Origin of the sequence: Psychrobacter sp. NPDC078501, from assembly GCF_044900935.1 — a bacterium.
Taxonomy (GTDB): domain Bacteria; phylum Pseudomonadota; class Gammaproteobacteria; order Pseudomonadales; family Moraxellaceae; genus Psychrobacter.
Map to the genome: position 1 here is coordinate 670,524 of NZ_JBJDOS010000002.1, position 26,584 is coordinate 697,107.

At 41.0% G+C, this 26,584-nt stretch carries 14 protein-coding genes and 1 pseudogene; 9 read left to right on the top strand and 6 right to left on the bottom strand.

Annotated elements, in window-relative coordinates; genetic code table 11:
• Both ACI2IW_RS05740 and ACI2IW_RS05745 read left to right on the top strand, forming a co-directional pair.
• A pseudogene (locus ACI2IW_RS05740) lies at positions 1-573 on the top strand (DNA polymerase III subunit gamma/tau); the annotation flags it as partial.
• Between the two features lie 233 nt (positions 574-806).
• Complete coding sequence (locus ACI2IW_RS05745) at positions 807-1,706, top strand: LysR family transcriptional regulator (protein ID WP_057760292.1); 900 nt, start codon at positions 807-809, stop codon at positions 1,704-1,706.
• 120 nt (positions 1,707-1,826) lie between these two features.
• On the opposite strand, the gene ACI2IW_RS05750 is transcribed toward ACI2IW_RS05745, so the two are convergent.
• Both ACI2IW_RS05750 and ACI2IW_RS05755 read right to left on the bottom strand, forming a co-directional pair.
• A complete protein-coding gene (locus ACI2IW_RS05750) occupies positions 1,827-3,008 on the bottom strand; it encodes an aspartate aminotransferase family protein (protein WP_404692965.1) in 1,182 nt (393 codons plus the stop codon).
• A gap of 40 nt (positions 3,009-3,048) precedes the next feature.
• On the bottom strand, positions 3,049-3,240 hold the full coding sequence (locus tag ACI2IW_RS05755) for a DNA gyrase inhibitor YacG (protein ID WP_057760289.1): 192 nt from the start codon (positions 3,238-3,240) through the stop codon (positions 3,049-3,051).
• A gap of 189 nt (positions 3,241-3,429) precedes the next feature.
• Between ACI2IW_RS05755 and ACI2IW_RS05760 the strand changes: the two genes are divergently transcribed.
• On the top strand, positions 3,430-4,104 hold the full coding sequence (locus tag ACI2IW_RS05760) for an SAM-dependent methyltransferase (RefSeq protein WP_404692966.1): 675 nt from the start codon (positions 3,430-3,432) through the stop codon (positions 4,102-4,104).
• A 133-nt stretch (positions 4,105-4,237) separates the two neighbouring features.
• On the opposite strand, the gene ACI2IW_RS05765 is transcribed toward ACI2IW_RS05760, so the two are convergent.
• On the bottom strand, positions 4,238-5,632 hold the full coding sequence (locus tag ACI2IW_RS05765) for an ABC1 kinase family protein (protein ID WP_404692967.1): 1,395 nt from the start codon (positions 5,630-5,632) through the stop codon (positions 4,238-4,240).
• A gap of 418 nt (positions 5,633-6,050) precedes the next feature.
• Positions 6,051-7,367, bottom strand: a complete 1,317-nt coding sequence (purD, locus tag ACI2IW_RS05770) for a phosphoribosylamine--glycine ligase (RefSeq protein ID WP_404692999.1) — start codon at positions 7,365-7,367, stop codon at positions 6,051-6,053.
• Positions 7,368-7,825: 458 nt separating this feature from the next.
• Between purD and ACI2IW_RS05775 the strand changes: the two genes are divergently transcribed.
• On the top strand, positions 7,826-12,673 hold the full coding sequence (locus ACI2IW_RS05775; RefSeq protein WP_404692968.1) for an NAD-glutamate dehydrogenase: 4,848 nt from the start codon (positions 7,826-7,828) through the stop codon (positions 12,671-12,673).
• Between the two features lie 119 nt (positions 12,674-12,792).
• Here the strand turns inward: ACI2IW_RS05775 and ACI2IW_RS05780 are convergent, their stop codons facing one another.
• Together ACI2IW_RS05780 and ACI2IW_RS05785 are read right to left on the bottom strand one after the other, a co-directional pair.
• Positions 12,793-16,668, bottom strand: coding sequence for an AAA family ATPase (locus ACI2IW_RS05780; protein ID WP_404692969.1), 3,876 nt, complete (start codon positions 16,666-16,668; stop codon positions 12,793-12,795).
• Positions 16,669-16,751: 83 nt separating this feature from the next.
• Positions 16,752-18,356: an exonuclease SbcCD subunit D C-terminal domain-containing protein gene (locus ACI2IW_RS05785; protein WP_404692970.1), complete on the bottom strand. Its 1,605-nt coding sequence runs from the start codon at positions 18,354-18,356 to the stop codon at positions 16,752-16,754.
• Positions 18,357-18,622: 266 nt separating this feature from the next.
• Here ACI2IW_RS05785 and wecB point away from each other — a divergent pair, with 266 nt between their 5' ends.
• The 5 genes from wecB (at position 18,623) to ACI2IW_RS05810 (ending at position 26,494) form a co-directional block, all read left to right on the top strand.
• The gene (wecB, locus tag ACI2IW_RS05790) at positions 18,623-19,780 is read left to right on the top strand and encodes a non-hydrolyzing UDP-N-acetylglucosamine 2-epimerase (RefSeq protein ID WP_404692971.1); all 1,158 of its coding nucleotides are present in this window, start codon (positions 18,623-18,625) and stop codon (positions 19,778-19,780) included.
• 34 nt (positions 19,781-19,814) lie between these two features.
• On the top strand, positions 19,815-21,059 hold the full coding sequence (gene wecC, locus ACI2IW_RS05795; RefSeq protein ID WP_404692972.1) for a UDP-N-acetyl-D-mannosamine dehydrogenase: 1,245 nt from the start codon (positions 19,815-19,817) through the stop codon (positions 21,057-21,059).
• Positions 21,060-21,121: 62 nt separating this feature from the next.
• Positions 21,122-23,590 carry a glycosyltransferase family 4 protein gene (locus ACI2IW_RS05800; protein WP_404692973.1) on the top strand — a complete coding sequence of 823 codons (2,469 nt, stop codon included), beginning with the start codon at positions 21,122-21,124 and terminating at the stop codon, positions 23,588-23,590.
• A gap of 196 nt (positions 23,591-23,786) precedes the next feature.
• Positions 23,787-25,670, top strand: a complete 1,884-nt coding sequence (locus tag ACI2IW_RS05805; protein ID WP_404692974.1) for a heparinase II/III family protein — start codon at positions 23,787-23,789, stop codon at positions 25,668-25,670.
• A gap of 17 nt (positions 25,671-25,687) precedes the next feature.
• Positions 25,688-26,494: a glycosyltransferase gene (locus tag ACI2IW_RS05810; protein WP_404692975.1), complete on the top strand. Its 807-nt coding sequence runs from the start codon at positions 25,688-25,690 to the stop codon at positions 26,492-26,494.
• The last annotated feature ends 90 nt before the right edge of the window (positions 26,495-26,584 follow it).

Here is a 26,584-nt window from a genome sequence, read left to right on the forward strand (position 1 = left end):
GAGCCTGAACCAGTTGTTGAGCCTGAACCAGTTGTTGAGCCTGAACCAGTTGTTGAGCCTGAACCAGTTGTTGAGCCTGAACCAGTTGTTGAGCCTGGCGCAAATGATTCTCAGTTAACAGCCCACTCTGATGAAGACCCACGCACGTTGCTGCGTTGTTCACCTCAAGAACTGACAGGCGAGTGGAACCCAGAAAAGTGGGATTACTGGTTGCAAACTGCTCGTGAAAGCGAGGTATTGGCTCAAGATGAGCTAGCACTAGCACGACAAGGTACAATGACTGGACAATGCAATGGTAAAGCCACGTTTTTGACCAGTGTTGATAGTAAGCATTTGCAGGTCACTTTTCAGCAATTAGCAGCTAAGCTACAACAGCAATTTACGCAAGCTGACATTGACTTGAAAATTGATAGTAGTATCATGCAGACCGAAGATAAAACCCCAGAGCGCCGACAGAAAAAACGTTTAGAGCAAGCGAAAACCGTTGCTGAAACGAAATTGCTAAAAACACCAGTAATGCAGTATTTAACTGAACGCGGTGAGGGGAAAATGGGTAAAGTACAGCTGTATTAAGATTTTAGAACAGTGTTTGCTCAAAATATCTAAAAGTATATTTATATATTGAACGTAGTTTTATATTAAATATCAAGGTGATAGCAATATATCACCTTGATATTTTTGTTTTTATTACGGGTCAAAATATATTTATCAAACAAGAGAGAACCATTTGATAACGATAAGATGAATCCAAAGTCGTTATAATGGTTAAGTTATATTAAAAACTGAAATGACGTTTAGGTGAGAATATGTTGGATAATTTACGCGGTATGGCTGTGTTCGCCAGTGTGGTCGGACATGGCTCTTTTAGTGGCTCAGCACGTGAGCTAGGTATTACAACCAGTGCAGTCAGTCAGCAAATTCGTTCATTAGAGAACGAGCTTGGTGTGGTATTGCTACATCGCTCAACTCGTAAGCTAAGCTTAACAGAAGCTGGTGAGAGCTTTTATGAAGCGGCAAAAGATGTCGTCAGTGCAGCGGAGCAAGGGCGTATCAAAGTCAATCAATTGCGTGATGAGCTAGCAGGTAGCTTGCGTGTATCGACGACTCCTGAGCTTGGTGTTAATCATATACTGCCAGCACTCTCTACGTGGATGGCGGCACATGATGATTTAAGCGTCACCTATCTAGCTGACAATCATTATATTGATATGATTGACGAGCGTATTGATATTGCTATTCGCATGAGTCCATCGATTAATGATTCTAGTCTGAGCAGTCATCCATTGACCGATGTACGCCAACTATTGGTTGCTTCACCTCAGTATTTGCGTCAGCACAGTAAGCTAAATACGCCTAAAGACTTGGCTGAGCATCAATTAATCTGTATTGAAATCATGAAAGATGCCAATCAGATCGATATGATTCAGACTGAAACTGGCAAAAAAACGCGTGTCAAAATGAACTCACGTATCTATACCAATAACGTGTTTATGGCAACGACGTTGGCTAAAGAAGGTCACGGTTTAGTTAGAATGTTAGAAATGGATGTTAAGAAAGAGCTTGAGAGCGGTGAGTTGGTAGAAGTGTTGACTGGCTATCAACTACCAAGCTTTGTGCTATATGCGGTCACTTTAAACCGCGACCAACAGCCAGCTAAAATCACTCGTTGCCTAGAAGTACTAAAAAAATACTTCCATGCAAATTAAGTGTTGTTCTCACTACGCACGAAACGTTTTTAGTTAGCAGTAAGTAGTTAATGAAAAGCCTATAGATAATGAATCATCTATAGGCTTTTTTATTGTCTATTATTAACGTTGAAGCATGCTTTAAAATGATGGCTTCAATAGGTTGATTAAACGCTCAGCGACTTGTGTGCTTTCATCACGGCTCATGTTAAGTGGCGGCAGCAAACGTACAACATGACCACCTGTCACATTGATGATTAGTTTTTGCTCATCACGGGCACGATCCACCAGTTGACTACAATCCATGTCTTCAGGTAGCGCGATACCAATCATCATACCTGCACCGCGACTGCTAACACCATGTTGGCCAAATGTATCAACGATACTTTCTCTGATAAATAAACCCTCAGTCACTGCGTTTTCCATGATATTACTATTTGCTAGCACGTCATACACGCTATGTACCACACGGCTAGCCAATGGCGTGCCACCATAAGTAGAGCCATGACTACCAGCGCCAAACAAACCATTGGCACGGCCACGTACCATGCACGCACCGACTGGGAAACCATTGCCTAGACCTTTAGCTGTCGTCAACACATCAGGGCGAGCGTTACTGTGTTGATAAGCAAAGTATCTACCAGTACGACCATTACCTGTTTGTACTTCATCTAGCATAAATAGCCAGTTATGAGCGTCACATTCTGCTTGTAGCTCTTCAAGATAAGTGAAGCCATTGGCTGCAGTATTCAGGCCGCCTTCACCTTGGATAGGCTCTACAAAAATAGCGCAGATATCATCATGTTCTTGAGCAGCTTGTTTGACAGCATCGATATCGCCAAATGGCACACGAATAAAGTCTTCATCTAGTGTATAAAATCCTTCGCGCGCTTTTGGATTTGCAGTAGCTGACAAAGATAATAACGTACGACCATGGAACGATTGCTCCATCACGATAACTTTTGGACGTTTAAAACCTTGCTTGTACGCGTATAAACGTGCCAGTTTTAATGCAGCTTCATTGGCTTCGGCGCCGCTATTGGCAAAAAACACACTGTCCATTTGGGCGGCGGTACATAGTATCTCTCCAGCACGCTCTTGCCAGTCAATGCCGAACAAGTTACTTGTATGAATTAACGTACCTGCTTGCTGCTGAATCGCGTCAGTGACTTGTGGATGACAGTGTCCTAAGCCGCATACCGCAATACCAGTCAAGGCATCTAAGTAAGGCGTGTCATCTTTGGTATAGAGCCAACTGCCTGCACCGCGTGTAAAGCTGATTGGTTGACGATTATAAGTGGGCATCAGGTAAGTAGCAGACATGTAAAGCATCCTTGGTATAATAATTGAGTAAAAGTGTGGGTTATAGCTCGTCAGAAAAAGGCGTGGTTTCTGCAGGTAAGGTGTAGTCTTCGTTTGCCCAAGCACCTAAGTCGATCAACTTGCAGCGACTGCTACAAAACGGCTTATATTTATTGTCTTGCCAGGCCGTCTGGGTACCGCAACGTGGGCAAGGGTAGGTCTTTGGGGGCGTATTTGCAGTAGAGTCAGTCATAAGAAAAGAGCAGTGTCCTAAATGTTATTAGTATTGGTTGCATACGACATAAGCATAAAACGCATCCGTCATTTAAATTACGACGAAACGAGGTGTACTTGCTGTCGCTGTATTACTATTCAATTGGATTGACTATATAATAGCATGGGGCCGAATAATGACAAAAGACAAATGCTTTAAGGATAGTAGATGACCGACAATATTGATCTCACGCATCAGCAAGAGCGTGCCTTTCAACCACAAAAACTGTCAGCACCGCGTGACTTTATTATTCCAAATATCATTAATGACAATAAAAATGAAAAACCGTTGATGCTAGAGATTGGGGCAGGGAAGGGTAAGCATGCACTTAGCTTTGCTGCACAAAATCCTGATAAGCATTTGATAGCCATTGAACGCACGCGTAATAAATTTGAAGCATTCTCAAAATTAGCCACTTTACAAAATCTATCAAACCTAGACGCGATTCACGCAGATGCGATTGCATGGACAGTGCATGCCATTAAACCAAAGAGCTTGGCTAAAATCTTCATTCTTTATCCTAATCCTGAACAGCACAATCCAAATCAGCAATGGCTGAATATGCCTTTTTTTGAGTTTTTATTATCACGCTTGCAGGTGGGCGGAGAAGTGATATTAGTCACTAATATCGAATCCTATATGGACAATGCAGAACACCAAGCAACCAAAGTATGGTGTCTACCATCAACACGTTCTCGAGTACCAGCGACCAGTCAGCGCACTCATTTCGAAGTGAAATATCTTGCACGACAAGAAGTGTGTTGGGAGCTAAGTATTCGTAAGCCGAAATGGTATAAAACAAGATTTGATGATTGGCAGGTAAATGCTATAAGCGAAAAATAATAGCCTAAGTAAATATAGGGCTTATATCAGTGATACACAGTAAAGTTAGTAATATTAGATATAAAATAGCCTAAGCGAACAAAATCAAAAAATTAAAAAGCCGTCACTAAAGGACGGCTCAAATTTGCACAGTTTATAAATAAGGTTTTACGAGGCTGTTAGAGTTGGTGTGCGCATCTAAAACAGTCAAAAAGGTATATGCACCAATAAACTTGCGGCTAATAAACATAAATTCTTTCGGTGGTAGATTAAATTCAAAAGACTGCATTGCGCGTGTAGCCGTAGTAGATAGGCGTGAATGTAGTTTACTGTTAGCCCAAATATAGCGATTCTGCTCATCCAAACATTCACTAGGGATATTAGCGTTTTTCTCAGGATCACTAAAAGGCTCGGTAGCAAGCAAAAATAACGAGGCAATATCCGAACGTACTTTATTACTCATGCTATCGAAAAAGTCGTATCCTTTCATAGCAATGCTCATTGCTTGCTGATCATGGCGATATCCCGCGCGTAATAAACCACGGGCAATCGTTAATAAGTTACCATCAAACTGACGAATCGCTCCAAAATCTAGCAAAACCAATCTATCGATATCTTCTTCGTTTTCGCTCACACGCACTAAGTAATTACCAAAGTTGGGATCGGTCTGCATCTCACCCCATACAAAAATCTCTTGCATCATGATTTCAATGGCCGCTTGACCAATGGCATTTCGGCGTTCATGAGGTAATAGTTGCAATGCTTCCGAGACCACAGTGATGCCGGGCTCGTATGACATACATAGCAGACGTTTTTTAGAATAAGTACGATTAATCTTAGGCACGATATAGCGGGGATCATCGATTAAACGCTCGTAAAAACGTTCTGTCGTAGCCGCTTCCGCTTCATAATCAACTTCGTGATGGAGTAGGTCACGTATTTCCTCAAACCAAGCATCGAGTGCGCGTGTTTGGGGAACGATATTACTTACTTTTAACAGTCGTTTGAACAAGGCAAGATCAGAGTTGATAGCGTCTGCCACACCTGGATACTGAATTTTTAACACAACTTGTTCGCCAGTGGCGAGTACGGTCGCACGATGAACCTGAGCCAGAGAAGCGGTTCCGATGGGAACAGGATCAATGTCTAGCTCGTTTAGTTTGTTGCCCAGTAACTGGCGTAATGTTTGCTCAATCGTTGGCCAAGTCAATGTCGCCGTGTCATCATTGAGCGTTTGCAAAGCGCGTGTGATCTCTGGCGGCAGTATATGTTCACCATAAATCGCTAGCATTTGACCAATCTTGACGACCGAACCTTTCAATTTACCCAGCTCTGATGCCAAATAATTTGCCTGAGTTTCCATAAACGCCTGATTACGTGCAGTACGTGCTTCTTTATTTAAGAACATACCAGACACGCTATTACCCGCCCAACGACGACCAATATTCAAAGAAGTTTTTGCAATCGACATACGACGATCAAACCCTGAGGTTTTTAGGCTATCGATTGATTGCTTGTTGCTAAAAGGTTTAGACGTATCATTTGCCATAAGTATAATCATTCATCCAATTGGTATTGATTTGCGGGTTCGAAACCTACAATACAAGGGAGACGTGATGCACAGGTACAAAATTGTATCATATAAAGCGCGTTGGTTTTATGAGCCTGAGCTGGCCATTGATAGTTACTTTGTAAGCTAATATCTAGCGGTAACTATTGATAAATAGGTGCTTACTAGTTTGAGTATGATTCATAAATAGCTAGAATTTTTTATCAAGTTCACTGGTTATTAAAATTTAGAAAAATCTATTTTAAAAAATAAGACCTAGCATGATGCTAGGTCAAATAATGATGTAAAGCTATAAAATACAGAACTACGATTAATCAAACATATTGAGCAAAACCTTCGCATTCTCTAAAATATTGCCCAAGACGTTACCCAATATGTTTTTAGTACGCCTTAGCTACTAAGCGTTTTCGCGAGTGATGGCATGGTGACCAATATCACGGCGGTACTGAGCACCATCGAAACTAATAGCAGCGGTGACTGCTAATGCGGCTTGCTGAGCATCAGAAATACTATCTGCTAGCGCAGTTACACATAAGACGCGCCCGCCGTTTGTGACGACTTCTTTGTCATTATCGTTAGAAAATGCCGTGCCAGCATGGAAAACTTTAACAGCTTCGTCGTTGTTAGGATCTAGTTCTGGCAAGCCAGCAATCACATCACCTTTAGATGAAGTTTCAGGGTAGCCTTTTGATGCGACAACGATACCTAGAGCAGGGCGCGCATCCCATTTTGCTTCACTAGGTAATTGACCTGCCAAACCTTGTGCGACCAAATCGACCATTGATGACTGTAAGCGCATTAAGATAGGCTGCGTTTCTGGATCACCAAAACGGCAGTTAAATTCGATGACATACGGATCGCCTGCCTTATCAATCATAAGACCAGCGTATAAGAAGCCAGTATAAGGATGGCCTGCGTTTTTCATGGCCTCGACTACTGGTTGAATCACTTGCTGCATGACTTTGTTATGAACATCACTCGTAACAACTGGAGCAGGGGAGTAGGCACCCATACCACCAGTGTTTGGACCGGTATCACCTTCAAAAGCACGTTTGTGATCTTGGCTGGTTGCCATTGGTAGGATATTGTCACCATCAATCATACAGATAAAGCTGGCTTCTTCACCCTGTAAGAACTGCTCGATAACCACGCGGCTGCCAGCATCACCAAACTTATTATCCGCTAACATATCGTCGATAGCTTCATGTGCTTGTTCGATCGTTTCAGCGACGATAACACCTTTACCTGCAGCAAGACCATCTGCTTTGATAACGATAGGCGCGCCTTGCTCATCGACATAGGCTTTTGCAGCGACTGCGTCTGTAAAACCTTGATAAGCAGCGGTTGGGATATTGTTTTGTTCCATGAACTCTTTAGCAAAAGTTTTTGAGCCTTCTAACTGTGCACAGTACGCTGTAGGGCCCCATGCTTTGATACCTGCTTCACGACAAGCATCAACAATACCCGTGACCAAAGGCGCTTCTGGACCAACAATTACCATGTCGACATCATTATTTTGACAAAAGGCGATAACAGCACTATGCTCGCCTGCGTCAGCGTCGGTAGACTCTAGCGTAACGTTTTGGCATTTAGGCTCAAGGGCGGTGCCAGCATTGCCAGGAGCGATGTAGACATTTTTTACATTGTCATCTTTTGCACATTGCCATGCCAATGCGTGTTCGCGACCACCTGAGCCAACTACCAAAATATTCATCATACCTTTTGCCCTTAGCATTAAAGTTAATAGTGAGCGAGTCGTACGCTCTTAAATATGTTGGCATATTCTAACAAAAAAACGCCTTCAATTACCATGAGTATCCGCCTGCCAGCACCGAATCATCCATATCGGTGTCCAAAACCGCATTGTCTCATTAGTAAAGGTTATCGACACATCGCTGATTCATGAAATGATGTTGTACACTTTAGCTCGCGCCTTATGTGCGTTACACTTCACTATATTGGTAGTATTAAATTCTGATGGCTACATATTAATAAAAAATAAGAGCAAAAAAGGAGAAAATTTCTAACTGTTATAAAAATAAAATAAGTCGCGTGAATGGAAATACTGCACCGTTGCACCAATGATGAATATGCAGTAACAGTAGTCAATCTAAATCGATAAACTTAAATAAATAAATGTTAAACCAAATCTATAAAAAAAGGACGCAGGAAATGCCAAACTCCCTCAGTATCGCAAAAGAGCGCATTAGCCAGATAAGCGATATTGCTACCAGTTATGTACAAAAAGACAAATCACTATTTGATCATTTTATTCATAGCTATTATCAGCCGCTGCATCAAGAAACGGCAGAGGCGATTAGTAATGCTGACTTGGCGGGCATGGCGCTACATCACTTTACACTACTCAAAGCTTACGACGGCAGCAAGCCGCAGCTGACAGTACTAAACCCAGCAGCAGAAGAGCAGCATTTTCACAGCTCGCACACTGTCATTCAAATCGCAGCTTATGATAGACCGTTCTTAGTTGATACGATTTTGATGAGCCTAGAAGCTGAAGGTATCGATGTTCATCGTACTTACAATATCATTATCAGTGTTGAGCGTGATGACAATGGTGATATTACCCATATCGAAGGCGCACATGAAAGTGCCACCTCACATATGTCATTGATTCATTGTGAAATTGCTTACCAAGACAACGAAGACTTGGAAGCGCTGCAACAAATGCTGATGTCAAAAATTGACACGCTTGATACAGTCGTTGGTGACTGGAAACAGATGCGTGCGCAGTTGAATGATATCAAAACTGAGCTTTCGAATAAGCCGTTACCAGAAGTATTCTATTCACAACAAGAAATCCAAGCATTTTTAGATTGGATCTTAGACGATCACTTTATATTCTTAGGATATCGTGAATACCGCTTGGAAGGTGGTCAGTCTATCGAAGTGACTTCTGAGCCGACCGATTTGGATTTATTTGCGATTGGTAACAGTGGTCTGGGTCTATTACGTGGTTCTGAAAAAGACAAGCTATCAGAAAGCTTTAGCCAATTGCCTAGAGGTTTAAAGCAACTGTTGACTGAGCCGCGCGTGTTAATGCTGTCCAAATCAAGCCGTGTATCACCTGTGCATCGTTCAGTATATATGGACTTTTTGGGCATTCATAAGTTCGATGACAATGGTAACCTAATTGGTGAATACCGCTTTATCGGTTTGCTTACATCACAAGCCTATCAGCTGACTGTACAGCAAATACCGCTGTTGCGCGAAAAAGCCAATAAAATCATGGCGATGGCAGACTTGCCACGTGACGGTCATGCTCATCACAAGATGATGCATGTGATTAACACTTTACCACGTGATGATTTGTTCCAAGCCAGCGTCGAAGAGCTATACCCAATTGTTTCGGGCATTACTCAACTACAAGACAAAAAGAGCTTACGTCTATTTAGCCGTATTGACCATTATCAGCGTTTTGTCTCGTGCTTGGTCTATATCCCACGTGATAAGTTCAACACCGAGCTACGCATTAAAGTACAAAATGTCCTAAAAGACGCCTATAACGGTATGTCTTCAGGGTTTACCACTGAGTTTAACGAATCTGCGCATGCTCGTGTGCATGTCCACGTACGTACCGTGCCTGGTCAAGTAAATGACGTCAATATCGCTACACTTGAAGCCAAATTATCAGCACTCATGCAATCATGGGATGATAATTATCAAAAGATGCTCCTCGACAATGTGGGTGAGCAACAAGCCAATGCTTTAAATCGTCGTTTCTTAAACTATATTCCTGCTGCCTACCAAGAGCGTTTTGATGCTCGTACCGCAGTCGAAGACACGAAGCGTTTGGCAGGACTGACCGCAGAGCAACCAATGCTTTGGCACTTATACCAGTCGACAGGCGATGCACGTAATCAGCTTCACCTAAAGCTGTACGGTCGCGAGCAGCCGGTTATCTTATCAAAAGTATTACCAATACTTGAAAACTTTGGTGTGTCAGTTATCTCAGCACAGACTTATGAGTTTGACTTGCCAGAGCAGCCCATCTGGATGCAAGAGTATGAGTTGACCCTAGAGCATGTCGATACGGTCAATATGCAAGTCGTGCGTGGTCAGTTCGAAGATAGCCTCAAGCAAATCTGGGCAGGTCGCATTGAAAGCGATTCGTTTAATGAATTGGTACTAACGACCAAGCTCGACACTTACGATGTCGTCGTATTGCGTGCATTGTCTCGCTATATGCTACAAGCACGTGCGCCATTCTCGAGTGCTTATATTCAGCAAACTGTGGTCAAAAACAGCGATATCAGTGTGGCGTTAGGTAGTTTGTTTGACGCACGTATGAATCCTAAGTATAGCGAAGAAGAACGTCAAGAAAAGGCTTCTACTATCCAAGAGCAAATCACCGCTGCGCTAGCAGATGTAGATAGTCTAGACGAAGATCGTATCTTGCGCTGGTACTTAGATTTGATCAATGCGATGGTACGTACCAACTTCTATCAAGTCGATAGCGATGGTCAGCGCAAAGATCGTCTGTCATTTAAGTTTTTGGCAGCAGACATTCCAAACTTGCCTAAACCAAAGCCAATGTTTGAGATATTTGTGTATTCACCACGCGTCGAAGCTGTTCATTTACGCGGCGGCAAAGTCGCGCGTGGTGGTCTGCGCTGGTCAGATCGTATGGAAGATTTCCGTACAGAAGTACTTGGCCTTGTCAAAGCACAGATGGTCAAAAACGCAGTAATCGTCCCTGTAGGCTCTAAAGGCGGCTTTATTGTAAAAACCAAGAGCATGGCTGATGGTCGTGAGGCGTTCCAAGCAGAAGGCATCGCTTGTTATCAGACATTCTTACGCGGCATGCTTGATGTCACAGACAATATTGTAGATGGCAACATTGTCCCGCCAGCCAACACGGTACGCCATGATGAAGACGATCCGTACTTGGTTGTTGCAGCAGACAAAGGTACAGCTACTTTCTCTGATATTGCCAACGCGCTAGCAGCAGAGTACAACTTCTGGTTAGATGATGCCTTTGCTTCAGGTGGTTCAGTAGGGTACGACCATAAAGCAATGGGTATCACAGCTCGCGGTGGTTGGGAGTCGGTCAAACGTCACTTCCGTATGCGCGGTATGGACATTCAAAACCGTGATGACTTCACCGTTGTCGGTATTGGTGACATGAGTGGGGATGTATTCGGTAATGGTATGCTGCTATCAACGCATACTAAACTAGTTGCTGCCTTTAACCATTTGCATATTTTCATTGATCCTAATCCAGATACGGCGGCATCGTACGCTGAGCGCGCACGCTTGTTTGAATTACCACGCTCATCATGGGCAGATTATGAAGCATCATTGATCAGTCAAGGTGGTGGTATATTCTCACGTCAAGACAAAACCATCGCTATCAGTCCTGAAATGAAATCGCTCTTTGATATCAGTGAAGACAGCCTTGCACCAAACGATTTAATCAGCGCGTTACTAAGAGCACCTGTCGATCTTATCTGGAATGGTGGTATCGGTACCTATGTCAAAAGTGCAAACGAAACACATGCTGACGTTGGCGACCGTGCGAATGATTCACTACGTATCGATGGCAATGAGCTGCGTGCAGCCGTCGTTGGTGAAGGTGGTAACTTAGGTCTAACCCAGCAAGGCCGTATCGAGTACGCTCAAACGGGCGGACGTATCTATACAGATGCAATCGATAACTCAGGCGGTGTTAACTGCTCGGATCATGAAGTCAATATCAAAATCCTACTTGGCAAAGTGGTCGAGCAAGGCGATATGACGCTGAAGCAACGTAATGAGCTGCTTGAGAGTATGACTGACACCGTAGCAGAATTGGTACTACGTCAAAACTACTTGCAACCACAAGCGATTGAGCTAAGCCATATCCGCGCAGCAGCCAACCTGAGTGATCATCAGCGCTTTATTCAGATGCTAGAGAGTGAAGGGCGTCTGGATCGTGCGATTGAGTATCTACCATCAGATGAAGAGATTGCGAAGCGTCAAAAAACGGATACTGGTCTGACCAATCCTGAGCTAGCAGTGGTCTTGGCTTATGGCAAAATGTGGGTTTATGACAATCTACTACTATCTGATTTACCAGATGATCCGTACTTCATCAATGAGCTACGTAAGTACTTCCCAGATGAGCTTGCGTCACGCTTCTTTGACGAGATGACTGAACACCGTTTGCATCGCGAGATTATCAGTACTTACTTGACCAACAGTGTGGTTAACCGCTTAGGTATTGAAGCGCTATTCCGTCTCTTTGAGGAAACTGATCAATCACTAGCCACTATCGTACGTGGTTATGCGATTAGCCGTGATGTATTCAACGTATCGCGCGCTTGGAAAGCACTTGAAGCCCTAGACAATCAAGTTGAGGCGACGTTATTGCTAAATCTTGAGCTACGTCTACGTGATTCACTTGAGCGCGGTGTGGTCTGGTTCATCAACGCCTTTGGTCAAAATCTGCAAGTCGCGGATATGATTAGTCGCTTTAGTGAAAGTGTAGAAAAATTGACTAAGCCAAGTGGTTTTATCGAGCAGCAGTTTGCCCAATATCTGCAAGAAGATACCAAGCGCTTGATGCAAAAAGAGCTGTCTGATAATGACGCTACGCTATTTGCGATGCTACCGTATCATGTCGATGCGCTTGATGCTGCATTGCTGGCTGAGCAATACGAGCGTCCTGTTGATGAGATTGCAACTTTATACTTTGAAGCTTATCAAGTGTTGCAATTAGACTGGATGATGGAAAATATTGCCAGCCTACCACAGCAAGATTATTGGGATCGTCGTGCACGTCATGCGTTAGTGAACGAGCTGTCACGCAGCTTGCGCCTATTGATGGATGCGGTACTCTCAAAACCAGATGCTAAGCAAGCATTTAGTGAATGGAGAGCAAGACACGTCGATCAGCTTGCAGCAGTCACCACAGAGATGAATAAGTTGGATGAGCTGCATAGCAACGACGAAGAAGGTCAAATCGGTCTTTCAACGTTGTCCGTATTGATGAGTGAGCTTAGTGGTTTAGTTACTAAGTAATGAAGTAATATCACTCCTAAACTGTCGCACAAAAAAACCACCGTTCTTAATGTTCGGTGGTTTTTCATTGTCAAAAAGAAAGGGTTTAGTCGAAAGTATTAAGTAGTAAAGTGATTAAATTATGATGCTTTTTCACTGACAATTTTATGACACCCTTGACCACTGATTCGACTAAATCCGCCCGAGAGCTTTTCGACCTTTATTTGGGTTAAAATACGATCTTTTAGCGCCTGAACATGGGATATCACCCCGATTAGCTTGCCTTCTTGCTGTAGATTGGTCAGCGTATCAAGCGCAATATCTAAAGATTCCTCATCCAATGTACCAAACCCTTCATCCAAAAATAGCGAATCCACACGTATGTTTTGACTGGCCATCTGTGATAGCCCTAGTGCTAATGCTAGGCTAATAATAAAACCTTCGCCGCCTGAAAGATTCTTGGTACTGCGAATTTCACCACCTTGATAGTTATCAATCACATTTAGCTCAAGTGGACTATTATCATCACGAGCCAGCAGGTAGCGATCACTCATTTTTTGCAACTGTGTATTGGCGTGAGTGACCATGAGATCAAAGGTTAGCCCTTGAGCAAAAGTACGGAATTTTTTGCCATCAGATGAGCCAATCAATTTATGCAATTGTTGCCAAACTTGCAATTTGTCCTTTTGGGCAGTGATGGCATCAAGCTGCGCCTGTTGCGTGGTTTTCTTATCCTCGTTGTCTTTTAAACGCTGACTGATTGCACCGATTGACTCAATCCGTTTGTTAAATTCATCTTGCGCTTGTGAGTGCTGTTGGACAAGCGTTTCTCTATCGTCTACTGTTAGCGGATTGGCTTGCTTAGCTTCAAGTGCTTTTTTGGTTTCTACCAATAAAGACTGCGCTTGTTTTAGCGCATAATCGATATGCTGTTGCTGCTGTCTAAGTACATTACGCTCATCTATGGGCAGGCGTGCATTAGTAAAATCTATTTCATCAGCAAAATCAGAGGCGGCAAGTATCGACTTAAAGCTATCCTCTTGAGTATTGAGTGTTCTCTGTACTATGGCCACTTGCTTAGTCACGTGACGCTGCTTATCAAGCAATTGACTAAGTATCTGCTCAGCATTGTCTAGCTGTCTTTGGGCAGAGGTCTGGCTGATTTGAGCTTGCTCTAGCTCATCACGCAAACGCTTTTCTTCTGCTTCAGGATCTTTATCAGCTAAGACGTTATCTCTGTTTGTTTTTAATTGCGTAAGCGTATCCGCTTTTTCAGCCGCGAGTTGAGAAATTTTAACAAGCTCATTTTCTTCTTTGTCGAGTTGAGACTGCTTGGTCTCAACTTGTGTTTCTAATCGACCGAGTGATGTTTTTAGGGTTTGTTGATCCTCTCTATAGTCGTTGAACTGTTTCTTAATTTGTAAAAGGGTACTGTGACATTGGCGCAGAGTATTGATATGTGCCTGATACTCCATTTCGCTTAGCATGGTTTGACTTTCGATACTGGTTATCAACGGCTGCAATGAGTGCAGTGAAGAACGTATCGCCATTTTTGCATCTGACTGATGTTTGTCAGCGGAATATTTATTTAACAGGGCTAATATATCGGTTTTGAGCACAGTCAATTCAGAAAAATTATCATGATATTTTTTGTCTAAGTTTTCTATAGCCCATGCTATTTTTTCACTATTGCTCTCAATCTCGTTAATAGTGCTGGTTAGCTCACGCTGCTCCTTGTCTAACGCTTCGATGTCATTACGTATCGTAGAGAGCGACTCGCTAAGCGTTTCATATTGAGTTAACGTATTTTTAAGAGATTCTTTACGCTTACCTAGCTCGATTTTGATATTGCTTAATAATGACAACGCATCGATATGTACATCAATCTGCGCCAGTGATTTTAATATTTCAGCGATAAATTGAGAATAACCTTTATTTAGTACTGAACTGACCAATTGGTCGATATCTGTCTTTAATTTTTGGATTTGATCACTCAGTAGGTCTTGTTGCTCTTCCTGCTGCGAAAACTGCTGTCGTACAGTTGCTTGATTAATACGATGTTTAGATAAAGTTTCTTCTAAATTGGATATAGTCGTATCCAGCTCTGCTATTTGCCGCTGAGTTTGCGTTGCTTCCGTTTCTTGCGCTAAGTGCGGATGGTCTTCGCTATAAGGGTGCTCTAACGCACCGCAAAGCGGGCAGGGATGACCATCTTTTAGGTCCGCGATATAATCTTCTAATTTGGCAACTTTTTGTAGTAAATGCAGCTGGGTTTGTTTGTCTTGACGTTTGTCTTTGGCAGCGCCGAGCGCCGATTCATTATCAGCGATTAATCCTGCCAGCTTCTTGAGGTCGTTACTCATTACTGGCAAGGTCGCAACTATTTTCTCTACTTGTACGCTAAGCTCATGCAGCTGTTTTGTCTTAACGTTCACTTGGTCAAGTTGACGGTTGATATCGTCAATCTGCTCTTGCTCATCTCGCATATCAGCCAATGACTGTACTTGGGTTAATGCTGCTTGCTCTTGTTGTAAAGCGGCCAATTTATCCTGTATAGACAACATGGTGGTGTCTTTTGTCTTTTTCTGTTGATTTAAGACGTCAAGATTGGCGCGATACTGGTGGATCTGTTGCTGCTGGCTTGTTTTATCATCTGATAGGGCGGTATTCTCTTGCAATACTACTTTTAGTCGGCCGCAATGACTTTTGAAATTCGCTATGTCACTATCGATAGTGTTTAATTCATGAGCGTCATTAAGATAGCTTTCGACACTTGCGAGCTGGGTTTTATTTTGTGCAGCCTGTTGTTTATGGTTGTCTATCTCTTTATTTAGATGTTGAGTGCTGCCCGTTAGAGTTTGCTGTCTTTGCTCAATATCTTTTAGGACATGCTTATTCTGCGTAATGTCTATATCTAGTCTACGCGCCTGCGCAATATTGGGTAGAGCCGTTTGCAAAACTTCATGGGCAGCTTGCGCATGAGTTTTCGCTGTCTCTAGATTTGCGGTTGCTTGCTCTAAGTCACCTTGTTTTTGCGGTAAAGTACTACTAATTTGCTGCTGTTCTTCTTGTAAACGTTTTAGGTTATCGCGACTATGCACAAGTTGGCTGAACTGACTATCAATCTCCAACGCTTTATTAGCAGCGGTTAAGCGTTTAGCACTAGGGATAAAATCTTGCTGAGCTTGCTGAGCCTGATCTAGATCATTTTGATAAGTATTCAGTTTTTCTTTTGACTCTGTCACGCTATCTAGCCACTTTATCTTTTCGGCCAAATCTTGAATGGTCTGCTGCTGCTCACTTTGGGCACTTTGATACGACTGTAAATCGGCTTTTAACTGATTTTCTTCATCGGTATTTAAGAGCGTCAAGCCATCTAGACCGTATTGCAGTTTGCTGAGAATTTCTTCTTCGGTACGTTTCTTATCATGAACCTGTGTTGAGATGGTCGCGTAAATATCAGTGCCCGTAATTTTCTCTAAAATATCTGCGCGTTCATCAGCCTTTGCCTTTAGAAATGCTGAAAAACTGCCCTGAGCCAGCAATATAGAGCGAGTGAACTGCTGAAAATCCATTCGAGTCAGTTCAATGATCTTGTTTTTGGTATGCTTTAAGGTGCTCTCTAACAGCTCATCCTCTTTTGACGAGTCATCAACGTTTATCTTAGCGATTTCATGAGTCGCATCTTGCAGATTGCCGTCTGCTTTATTGTAAGCACGGCGCTGTCCCCAGCGGCAGCGATACTGCTCGCCATTTAAGTCAATCACTACTTCAGCGAAACATTCTGCCGTCTGCCGCGTCATCACCTCATTACTGCTCTTACTGATACTATTAATCCTTGGCGTCTCACCATATAGCGCTAAGCAAATAGCATCCAATATGGTGGTCTTGCCAGCACCTGTTTGCCCAGTGATAGCAAAGATACCTTCATTGGTAAAGGCAGTGTCAGCAAAATCAATAAGCCATTCACCTTTTAGGGAGTTGAGGTTTTTTAGTCTGAGTTCGATTAGGCGCATGGATAAGTCTTAATATTAGTAATAGCCGCAACTGCGAAAAATTGAGAAAGATAAGGAAGTGTGGTCATGATATGTCGCTTTTATTATTCTGCCTGTTTGTCTTCATGACGTAAGTTATAAAGTATCTGACCATAGGCATCGCGCAATGAGTCTTTTTGAGAATCAGCCACATCATTTATCGTCAAGCAGCGCTCAAACACTTCCATCTCATTTAAGTCCTGCAAGTTCTCAGAGGTTTGCTGCTGATTAAGCACTTTGTTATAAGTACGAGTGTTTTTTATCTTAAGCACTTCACATGGCAACCCTTCTACCATTGCTTGCACTTGCTCACGCAAATCACTGACAATCTCATCGCCTGTATAGACAATCTCTAGCCAAATAGAGTCCAATTGCATAAGCGCTCTAATGGTTTGTTCAATCGTGGTTAGGTCACCCGATATTTGCGCCAATTGTTGGAACTTTGGGATGGGCAGGGAAACTACTTGCATCTGATTAGCATCATCGCGATGCAGTATTTTATTGCTCGTCACGGCGTCAGTAGAAGTTTCTCGAATGCTTTTATATTGCTCAGGCTGAATAGGAGTATTTTCTACGACAGTAGATTTTTTAACTTCCTCATCTTCTAATGACTCATCAAAGCCAAACAAATCATCCATGAAAGGCAGTGCCTGACTAGACACTTTTTTAGCGGTTTTTTCTGCTAATTTATCTACTGATTTTTTCACTTGGGCGACTTCAATGTCAGCAGCTGTATCGATAGCATGAGGAGTAATACTATTAGGTGCAACGTTTAGCTCTGAGATGTCGTTATTGAAATGTTCTGCGGCACCAAACTGTACGAGCAAAACCTGCTTTTGCTGTTTGGCCTCTCCGAAACCCATCGCGATAGGCGAGCCTGAGTAGCGAATACTCTCACGACCGCCAACACGCTGCGGCACGTGCAAATGCCCAAGTGCCACGTAATCGAAGCCATCATTGAACATATCGGCGGAGATTTTACCTAAGGATCCGACATATAGCTCGCGTACACCATCATCCTCGGTTGTTTTGCCGCCAGACGCGAATAGATGTCCTGTCGCGACGATAGGAATATATCGCTGATGCGTTCTGATTAAGTCGGCTTGCTTAGCCTTCGCAATGTCTGCAACATTGTCATAATGCTCGCAAATACCAGTGATAACATTGGCGTCTTTGCTATCTGCGGACTCGCCAGCGCTACTGCTACGCACATCTCGATCGCGCAAATAGGGCACAGCGGCAATAATACAATGAGGGTTGTTGTCGTCATCACCCAAGACCAATACTTCGTCGTCCAAGTCATCACAAGCAGTACCAATCACATGCACATTCAAAAACTTAAGCACATTGCTTGGCGCGTCTAAAAATGTCGGTGAGTCATGATTGCCTGCGACAATAACCACATGCTGACAGCATGAGCGTGAGACCTTACCTAAAAACTCATAATACAACGCTTGGGCTTTATTGCTTGGAGTCATGGTATCGAAGATATCACCTGCGACGATCAGTATGTCTACTTTTTGCACGCTGATGGTGTCTTGTAGCCAATGCAGGAATGACTCAAATTCTTCGTAACGAAGACGCCCATACAGACGTCGCCCTAAGTGCCAGTCTGAGGTATGCAGTATCGTTAGAGATCGGCTATAGCCTTTAAGAGAAGAGCTTTGCATAGATTGTCTTGTTTACAGTCTAATATTGAAGATTATTCTAACAAGTATTAGTAAGGTTTAGTGTGCAAAGTGCTAAATATCATAAAAGCGGAGTGGATATGCTAAATCAGTGTAAATTGGTCGTTACAAAAGTAGTGAACGATAAACGGTACTAAAAGAAAGATAAGCAGCATTAAAAGATTGATAATAAATACTTTTATCATTAGAATGGACAAATTTTCACAAATTCCAAGAATATCTTTAATCGTTTATATATGAGCCTCCCTATGAAAAAAGTACTTAGTATTTTTGGCACACGACCAGAAGCGATCAAAATGGCACCTGTAGTAAAAGCTTTAGAATCCAATCCTGATATTCATTCAATCGTTTGTGTGACTGCTCAACATCGTGAGATGCTAGATAAAGTGCTGGCTCTATTCGAGATAATACCAGACTATGATTTAGATATTATGAAAGCTGATCAGAGTCTTACACAGGCTAGTTCTAGAATGCTAATGGCACTGGAACCTATTTTACAAGAATGTAAGCCTGACTTGGTACTAGTACACGGTGATACTTCTACTACGCTATGTGGTGCGCAAGCAGCGTTTTATCAGCAAATTCCAATTGGTCATGTCGAGTCTGGATTACGCACGTACAGTCTTTATTCACCTTGGCCAGAAGAAGCCAACAGACAATTGACCAGTGTTATTACTAAGCTGCATTTTTCTCCAACCAAAGCAGCGGCGCAAAACCTATATGACGAGCATAATAACCCAGAATATATCTATGTCACCGGCAACACAGTGGTTGATGCTTTATTAGATGTTAAAGAAAAGCTGGAAAACAATGCATCTCTTCGGGCGGCTCTTCAACAGCAGTTCACTGAACTGGACTTTAGTAAACGTCGTGTCCTTATCACAGGTCATCGTCGTGAAAACTTTGGAGAAGGCTTTGAGTCTATCTGCCAAGCAATTAAAGAACTGGCTCAAAAATATCCAGATTATGAATTTGTCTACCCTGTACATCTTAACCCTAATGTAAAAGAGCCTGTAAACCGTTTGTTGAGTGGTCTTGATAACGTCAAACTTATTGAACCACAAGATTACCTACCTTTTGTATATCTGATGAGCACCAGTCACATCATTTTGACAGACTCAGGTGGTATTCAGGAAGAAGCGCCATCGCTTGGTATTCCGGTATTGGTCATGCGCACAACGACCGAACGTCAAGAGGCAGTTGAGGCAGGTACCGTCAAGTTAGTAGGTACTCATGGTCCTACCATCGTTGCTGAAGTTAGCAACCTGATTGAAAATGAAGCTATATATCTAAAGATGAGCCAAGCTCATAATCCATACGGTGATGGTAAAGCATCACAACGTATCACAGATACTATTGTTGAATTTTTATACGAAAGCACCACCAAACTCGAAGAAGTTGCCTAAATTAAAGTCATGTACAGTAGTTCATAGGATTGAGATGAAAAATATTTGTGTGTTCGGCCTGGGTTATATCGGCTTACCAACAGCTGCGATGTTCGCTCATCATGGTGCTAATGTGATCGGTGTTGATGTCAATCAGCATGCCGTTGACACAATTAATCAAGGTAAGATTCATATCGTAGAACCTGGTTTAGAAGCAATTGTAAAACAAGCTGTAGATAACGGTAAACTAAAAGCCAGTCTTGAGCCAGTAAACGCAGATGCTTATCTGATTGCCGTACCTACGCCTTTTAAAGGTTCTAATCATGAACCCGACCTATCTTATATACAGGCCGTTAGTAAAGCATTAGCGCCACTATTAGAAAAAGGTGATGTGGTCATTCTAGAGTCGACTTCACCAGTGGGTGCTACTGAAAAAATGGTCGAATGGCTCGCTGAGGAGCGCTCTGATCTATCATTCCCTAAGTATCATGAGCCTGATACTGAAGCAGATATATTTGTGGCTTACTGCCCTGAACGCGTCTTACCTGGTAAGGTCGTTGAAGAGCTTATCTCAAATGACCGTATCATCGGTGGTATGACTAAAGAGTCGACTGCGAAAGCCAAAGAGGTCTATCGCATATTTGTAGAAGGCGAGCTATTAGAAACCAACTCCCGTACAGCAGAGATGGCAAAGCTTACTGAAAATGCTTCTCGTGATGTGAGTATCGCTTTCGCCAATGAGCTGTCTATTATCTCTGATAAGCTCGATATTAATGTTTGGGAGTTGATTGATCTTGCCAATCATCATCCGCGCGTGAATATCCTGCAGCCAGGTGCTGGCGTCGGTGGTCACTGTATCGCTGTTGATCCATGGTTCATCGTCAACCAAAATCCTAATGAAGCTAAGATTATTCGTGCTGCTCGCGAGATCAATGACAGTAAGCCTAGTTGGGTGGTAGATAAAATCAATGCTGAAGTTGATAAGCTAAAAGATCAGGGTATTGCTAAGCCAATGGTCGCTCTATTGGGATTGGCATTTAAGCCTGATATTGATGATTTACGTGAGAGTCCAGCAGTTAATATTGCTAAGACAATGCTTGATGCTGATAATGCAAATATCTTATTGGTTGAGCCGAATATTGAAAAGCTACCTGAAAAATTAGGATGTGGCACCTTAGTTTCTTTAGGAACAGCCTTAGAACAAGCGAATATTATTGCTGTATTAGTTGGTCATAGCGAATTCAAGTCAGTCAATCTCCCTTCAAATAAGTCTATCGTAGATGCTGTGGGTATTATTTAGATATAATTTTGTTCTCGTAATTTATGCTAGTGAGTTCAAAATACTCTATAGGAAAAATCTTAATGAAATTTAGTTTAGCACCAGTCAAATCTAGGTTTGGAAAGGTGCAAAGAGCCTTTGTTGAACGCGAAGATAATCTTCAAATATCAGCACGCACTGCTAAGTTAATAGCTGATATTGGTTCAGGAAAACTGAAGCCAACAGAAGCTCTAGCTAAAGCTATAGCATTATATTTAAGGCGTCAAAATCACTTATATGGTGATGAAGCTTTTAAAAAAAGTATTAATGAAATATTAGCTTTTATTTCTGAAACAGGTGATTTCCAAACTTTAACTAATATTTATGAAAATACTAGCGAGAAAGAAGGAAGAGCTCTAGATAATCCTGAAACGATAATATCTATTTATAAAGATATGGGCCCATATGGACTTATTCAGCTAATAGAGAAGCAGTCGAGCATAGTATCAAGATCGCGAAAAGCTATCAAATTACTGGAATTTGGTAAAATTCTCAATAAACGGTTGGGAGAGGCTGGTATTCGTACTCAGCTAGCAAAAATCGCATTAGCTTTAGACAAGTCCAAAGCAACTTATTATGAAGCTTGTGTCTCTATGATCGATGACTGTTGCTTTGATGAGGGACTAGAGCTATTTTCTTACTTATATTTTTATCATAAAGGTTATGCAGATCATGACGTTTCTCAATTAGCTGGACTGGATAAAGTGTTTACTGGACATTTTAGTAGAGAGTATGTTGATGAGCATTTGATCAGCAGTGAGGAATATTGTCTACAACAAATCAAAGAAAATCTCATTCAAAATTATCGACACAGACTGATCTTAACTGACAAGAATTCCCAAGAGAAACTTTTCATAGAAATGTTAGAAAAGCTTAACATAGAAGATATTATTCAATTCATCAATGTAGATTATCGTCTCAATAACAAATCAAAAGCCGCACTGGCATTGCGAGCAATAAAAGCAGCTAGATCAAAGCTAGATACAAATAGAACTTATGCGACATATATAGAAAAGTTAGCAGATTATGCTTATTCTAAAGATACAAGTGAAGGTACTCTTCGAAATATCTACTTCTCATACCAAAGCGTGAATGCTCACAAGAAGTCATCTAAAATACTAGAACTACTAGAGTATTTTGCAGGCGACACACCAACGCAAAGGCAGCGTAATTTATTATGGTCAGCGCCCGACCAGCTTATAAAATTAGCTGATCAAGTTCCCCAACGTGTAAAAACACCATTATACCAACCGATTAAAGGTAGAATCTGTTACGTTATTCATAATAGTTTACCTTATTCTAGTGGTGGTTATGCGACCCGAGGGCATGGTCTGCTTACTGCTTTAAGAGAGCAGAAACTAGATATCTATGCAGTGACTAGACCTGGATACCCACATGATATCAGCCAGATTCAGGTAAAAGATATAGCGCCAAAAAACATTATAGATCAAGTCACTTATACGCGCCTATTATCTCCATCTCGGCGTGATTACTCAAACTACGAATATATGCTGAAAGCAGTAGAAAGCTACAAAGAGGTTTTTACAAAAGATAAGCCCCAATTAATAATTGCAGCATCTAATCATTTAGATGGTTTACCTGCGATGTTTGCAGCTCGTGAACTTGGTATACCTTTTATTTATGAGATTCGGGGGTTTTGGGAGGTTACACGCTTGTCTAAATATCCAGAGTTTGAGCACAACCCAATGTTTGCAGTAGAGAAGAAATTGGAGGCCTTAGTAGCAGAGTATGCAGATCACATATTCACATTGACTCAAGGAATGATAGATGAGCTTGAATCTCGAGGTGTAGATACAAGAGAGAAAATAACTTTACTGCCTAATTCTTGTAATGTAGAGCGTTTTAATCCTACTAGCAGAGACCTTCTGCTGACAAAAGAACTTAAAATCCCTTCAGATATCGCTGTGATTGGCTATGTGGGTACGTTGGTTAGCTATGAGGGCTTGGATGATTTAGCGATTGCCTGCTCTAGATTAAAGCAATTAGGTTATGAGTTTAGATTACTGATTGTTGGTAATGAAAATGCTACCGGACAAGGCAAAGGTAGTATCACTGATCAAGTAAAAGATATTGCAATAGAAGCAGGATTTGAGGATTGGCTCATTATGCCGGGACGAGTGCCTTTCGAAGAAGTAGAACGGTACTATTCGCTGATTGATATTGCACCATTTCCTCGTAAAGCATGGCCAGTTTGCGAGATTGTACCGCCTATGAAGACATTAGAAGCCTTATCAATGAAAAAAGCAGTATTGGTATCAAGTAATAAAGCATTGACTGAAATGATCACTCACGATGTTAATGGAAGAGTATTTGAACGCGGCGACATTGAAGACCTGATGCAACAGATGAAGTATTTGCTAGATAACCCTGAAAAGTGGCAAGCATATGGTGAGGCAGGTCGAGACTTTGTTGAGCGAGAACGTACTTGGAAACGCACCGCTGAAAAAGCAAAGGTTATCATTGATGAAATATTATTCAAATATAACACTTAGATGTTTTACTAAGATAAATTGCGAAGTCATTTAAAATAAATAAGAGAAATCCTCTATGAAAAATACAATGCTATGAAAGATGGTTTTTTCTAGGCTCTTCAAACCCGCATAGCATGACTATAAATTTACGAAATATTTGAACAGTTGTTACTTGATAGGTAGTTAAATAGAATATAACTAGAAGAATTGGAATTTTATGATCGATCCTTATGAAAATCTTAGTAATATCAAAAAAACAGCTAAAGAATCCAGTTTAGAAGCTTATGATATTTTAGAAAATGGATGGGCTAAAAGAACATATCCTAGAATCGATATCAAAAAAACTATTCCTTGGAATCTTGAATCACACGATAAGCGAACTTGGAATTTTTATATACATTCATGGAATATGATAGATACATTACTTTTCGCATACAATTTAAATACAGATGAAGCGCTCTTTGCACCTGCATTGAAGATAGCTTTAGATTGGATAGAACGTTACGTAGATTTAGAAAAAAACTTACCGCTTGTAATTGAAAATAGTATAGATTTTTCTTGGTATGATATGGCAGTAGGTCTGCGTGCCTATAGATTGGCATATATATTTGATAAGTATAGAAGTGATATCCAAGCTTATGATGCTACTGCAAAAAAGCTGTGGAGTGCTCTTTTAGCTCATCAAGCATACTTAAGTGACGATAGTAATATCACTTTTCACAATAATCATGGTTACTACCAAGCAACAGGCCAAATTGCTATGGGTAGAAGATTTAGCCAATACTCTGATGTCATGGCTAATGCGCTGGATCAAGGAATTGAACGCTTTAAGGTGATGTTAGACCAACAGTTTACTATTGATGGGGTACATAGAGAGCACTCTCCTGACTATCATAGAATGGTTTATGAAACTTTAATTGGGGTCATTAGAGCAGGTTTAATTAAGGATGAATATATTCTTGCTTTTACCTATAAAATTGAAGAAGCTTTATCTTGGTTTATTTTACCTAATCAGTATATTGCTAATTTTGGAGACTCTGATTGGCGATTGATGCGTATAAAGAGTTCAGCTGCTGATAAGAAGTGGCAAACTCCTGAAATGAAATTTGTAACCACAAATGGAGAGATAGGCTTTCTGAAAAAACAAACAATGAAGGCTTTTGAAGAGGCGGGTTATTTTATAGTTCGCAGTAATAATCTTGATTCAAACGTCAGTTACGATCAGTATAGCTATCTTGCACAAACAGGTGCTTTTCATTCACGCACTCACAAACATGCTGATGACTTGAGCTTTATATGGTACGAGCGTGGACATAATATTTTAATAGATGCAGGACGATATGGGTATATTGGAAAAGCAGAAATAGGCACTGAACTATGGCAGCAGGGATATTGGTACACTCATCCTAGCAGATTATATTGTGAGTCAACTCGGGCACACAATACGCTAGAATTTGATGGTGTTGATTATGCTAGGAAAGGAGTTAAGCCTTATGGTAGTGCCATAAGACGTCATAAAAAATATGATAATGGCTTGGTACTCCTTGAAACAGAATGCAAGCATTTTAAGAGTATCCGCCGTGTTCGCGTCATTACATATATGCCAAGCCAGTGGTTAATAGTATTTGACTGGTTCAAAGATAATGCGGGCGATTTACATGACGTGCGTCAGTGGTTCAATTTTGATCCTAGTTTAAATATTGTGAAAACTGGTAATAACAGTTATCACACTAATTTAGATGATAAGTCTACATTACACATTACATCGCTTCTAGAAGATGCTACAGGGTCAGAAGTAAAGCGAGGTGTTGAAGAACCTCGTTTACAAGGATGGTTCTCTCCTACAGAGAAAAAAGTGTTAGCTAATGACTCTATTAACTTTAATGTTTCACAAACCAATACAGCATCGTTTGCAACTTTGTTCAGTTTTACCGAAGACATAAAGGTTAATGTAGAACGTAATATGAGTAGTATTTCGGGTAGAATGATAAGTTTTTCATGGGAGGATAGTAATGGTGTACATAAAGTTAAAATAGATAGAAGTATAGAGAAGAATAATATTGAATGCCTATATAAAATATCAAAAACACACATTTCTTAAGATAAAGGATTAATTGCATGTTTGTAGCGAGAACTAGATTTAGCTTATTCTTACCAAAGTCAAAAGGCTGGAATATTTCAAGAGATTTTGAGGATATAGAGAATTATAAAAAAACGCTTTATGAAGAAAAAAGATTAAATTTTAGAATTAATTTTTTAATGAATATTATATTGCCTTTATTAGAGGTTGCGAGTGAAGGGTATAAGTTTTTACATATTATTGAGTATTCAGAATCACTTCCTATAAAGTACATAAAAGATTTGGAAAGATTAGAAGAAAAATATAGTTTTTTAAAGCTTAATCTATTTTATGATAATGGCGATCCCCAGTATAAAACTAACTCAATGATCATGGATTATTTTGATCTAAGTATTTTAGAGGATGATGTCTGGATAGGCAGGTTTGTTTTAGATGACGATGATTGTGTATCTTTAAACTATTTTAGAATTATGAGTGATTACTTGACGAAATGTTATGAAGGATTCTATATCTCTTTAGGCTCTGGAGTAGTAGGAGTTTTTGATGACAATTATAGACCTGTTCATTATGCTGAAATGTATAAACCTAAGGTAAATATTGGCTTCATGAATGTTGGAAAATATAGCTTTAAAGATAAAAAGGTATATTTTTCAAAAAAAGGAGCTCCACATATGAGTATGGATAAAGTTAATAGAGTAATTTTAGATTCTAGATACATTGGTTTTTACTGGTCTAGACATGCTTACCAAGATACTCGATTAAATAAAAGTCAGAACCAAATTGAAAAAATAATAGCTAGTTTGGAAGCATTACCTGTTTTTACAAAAGAGCAATTCGATATATAGTCTAATCCAAATAAAACCGATACAATCCTATTAACAATTGCATTTAATGAAATAAACGATGACTTATTCAATAGACTATCGCAAACAGGT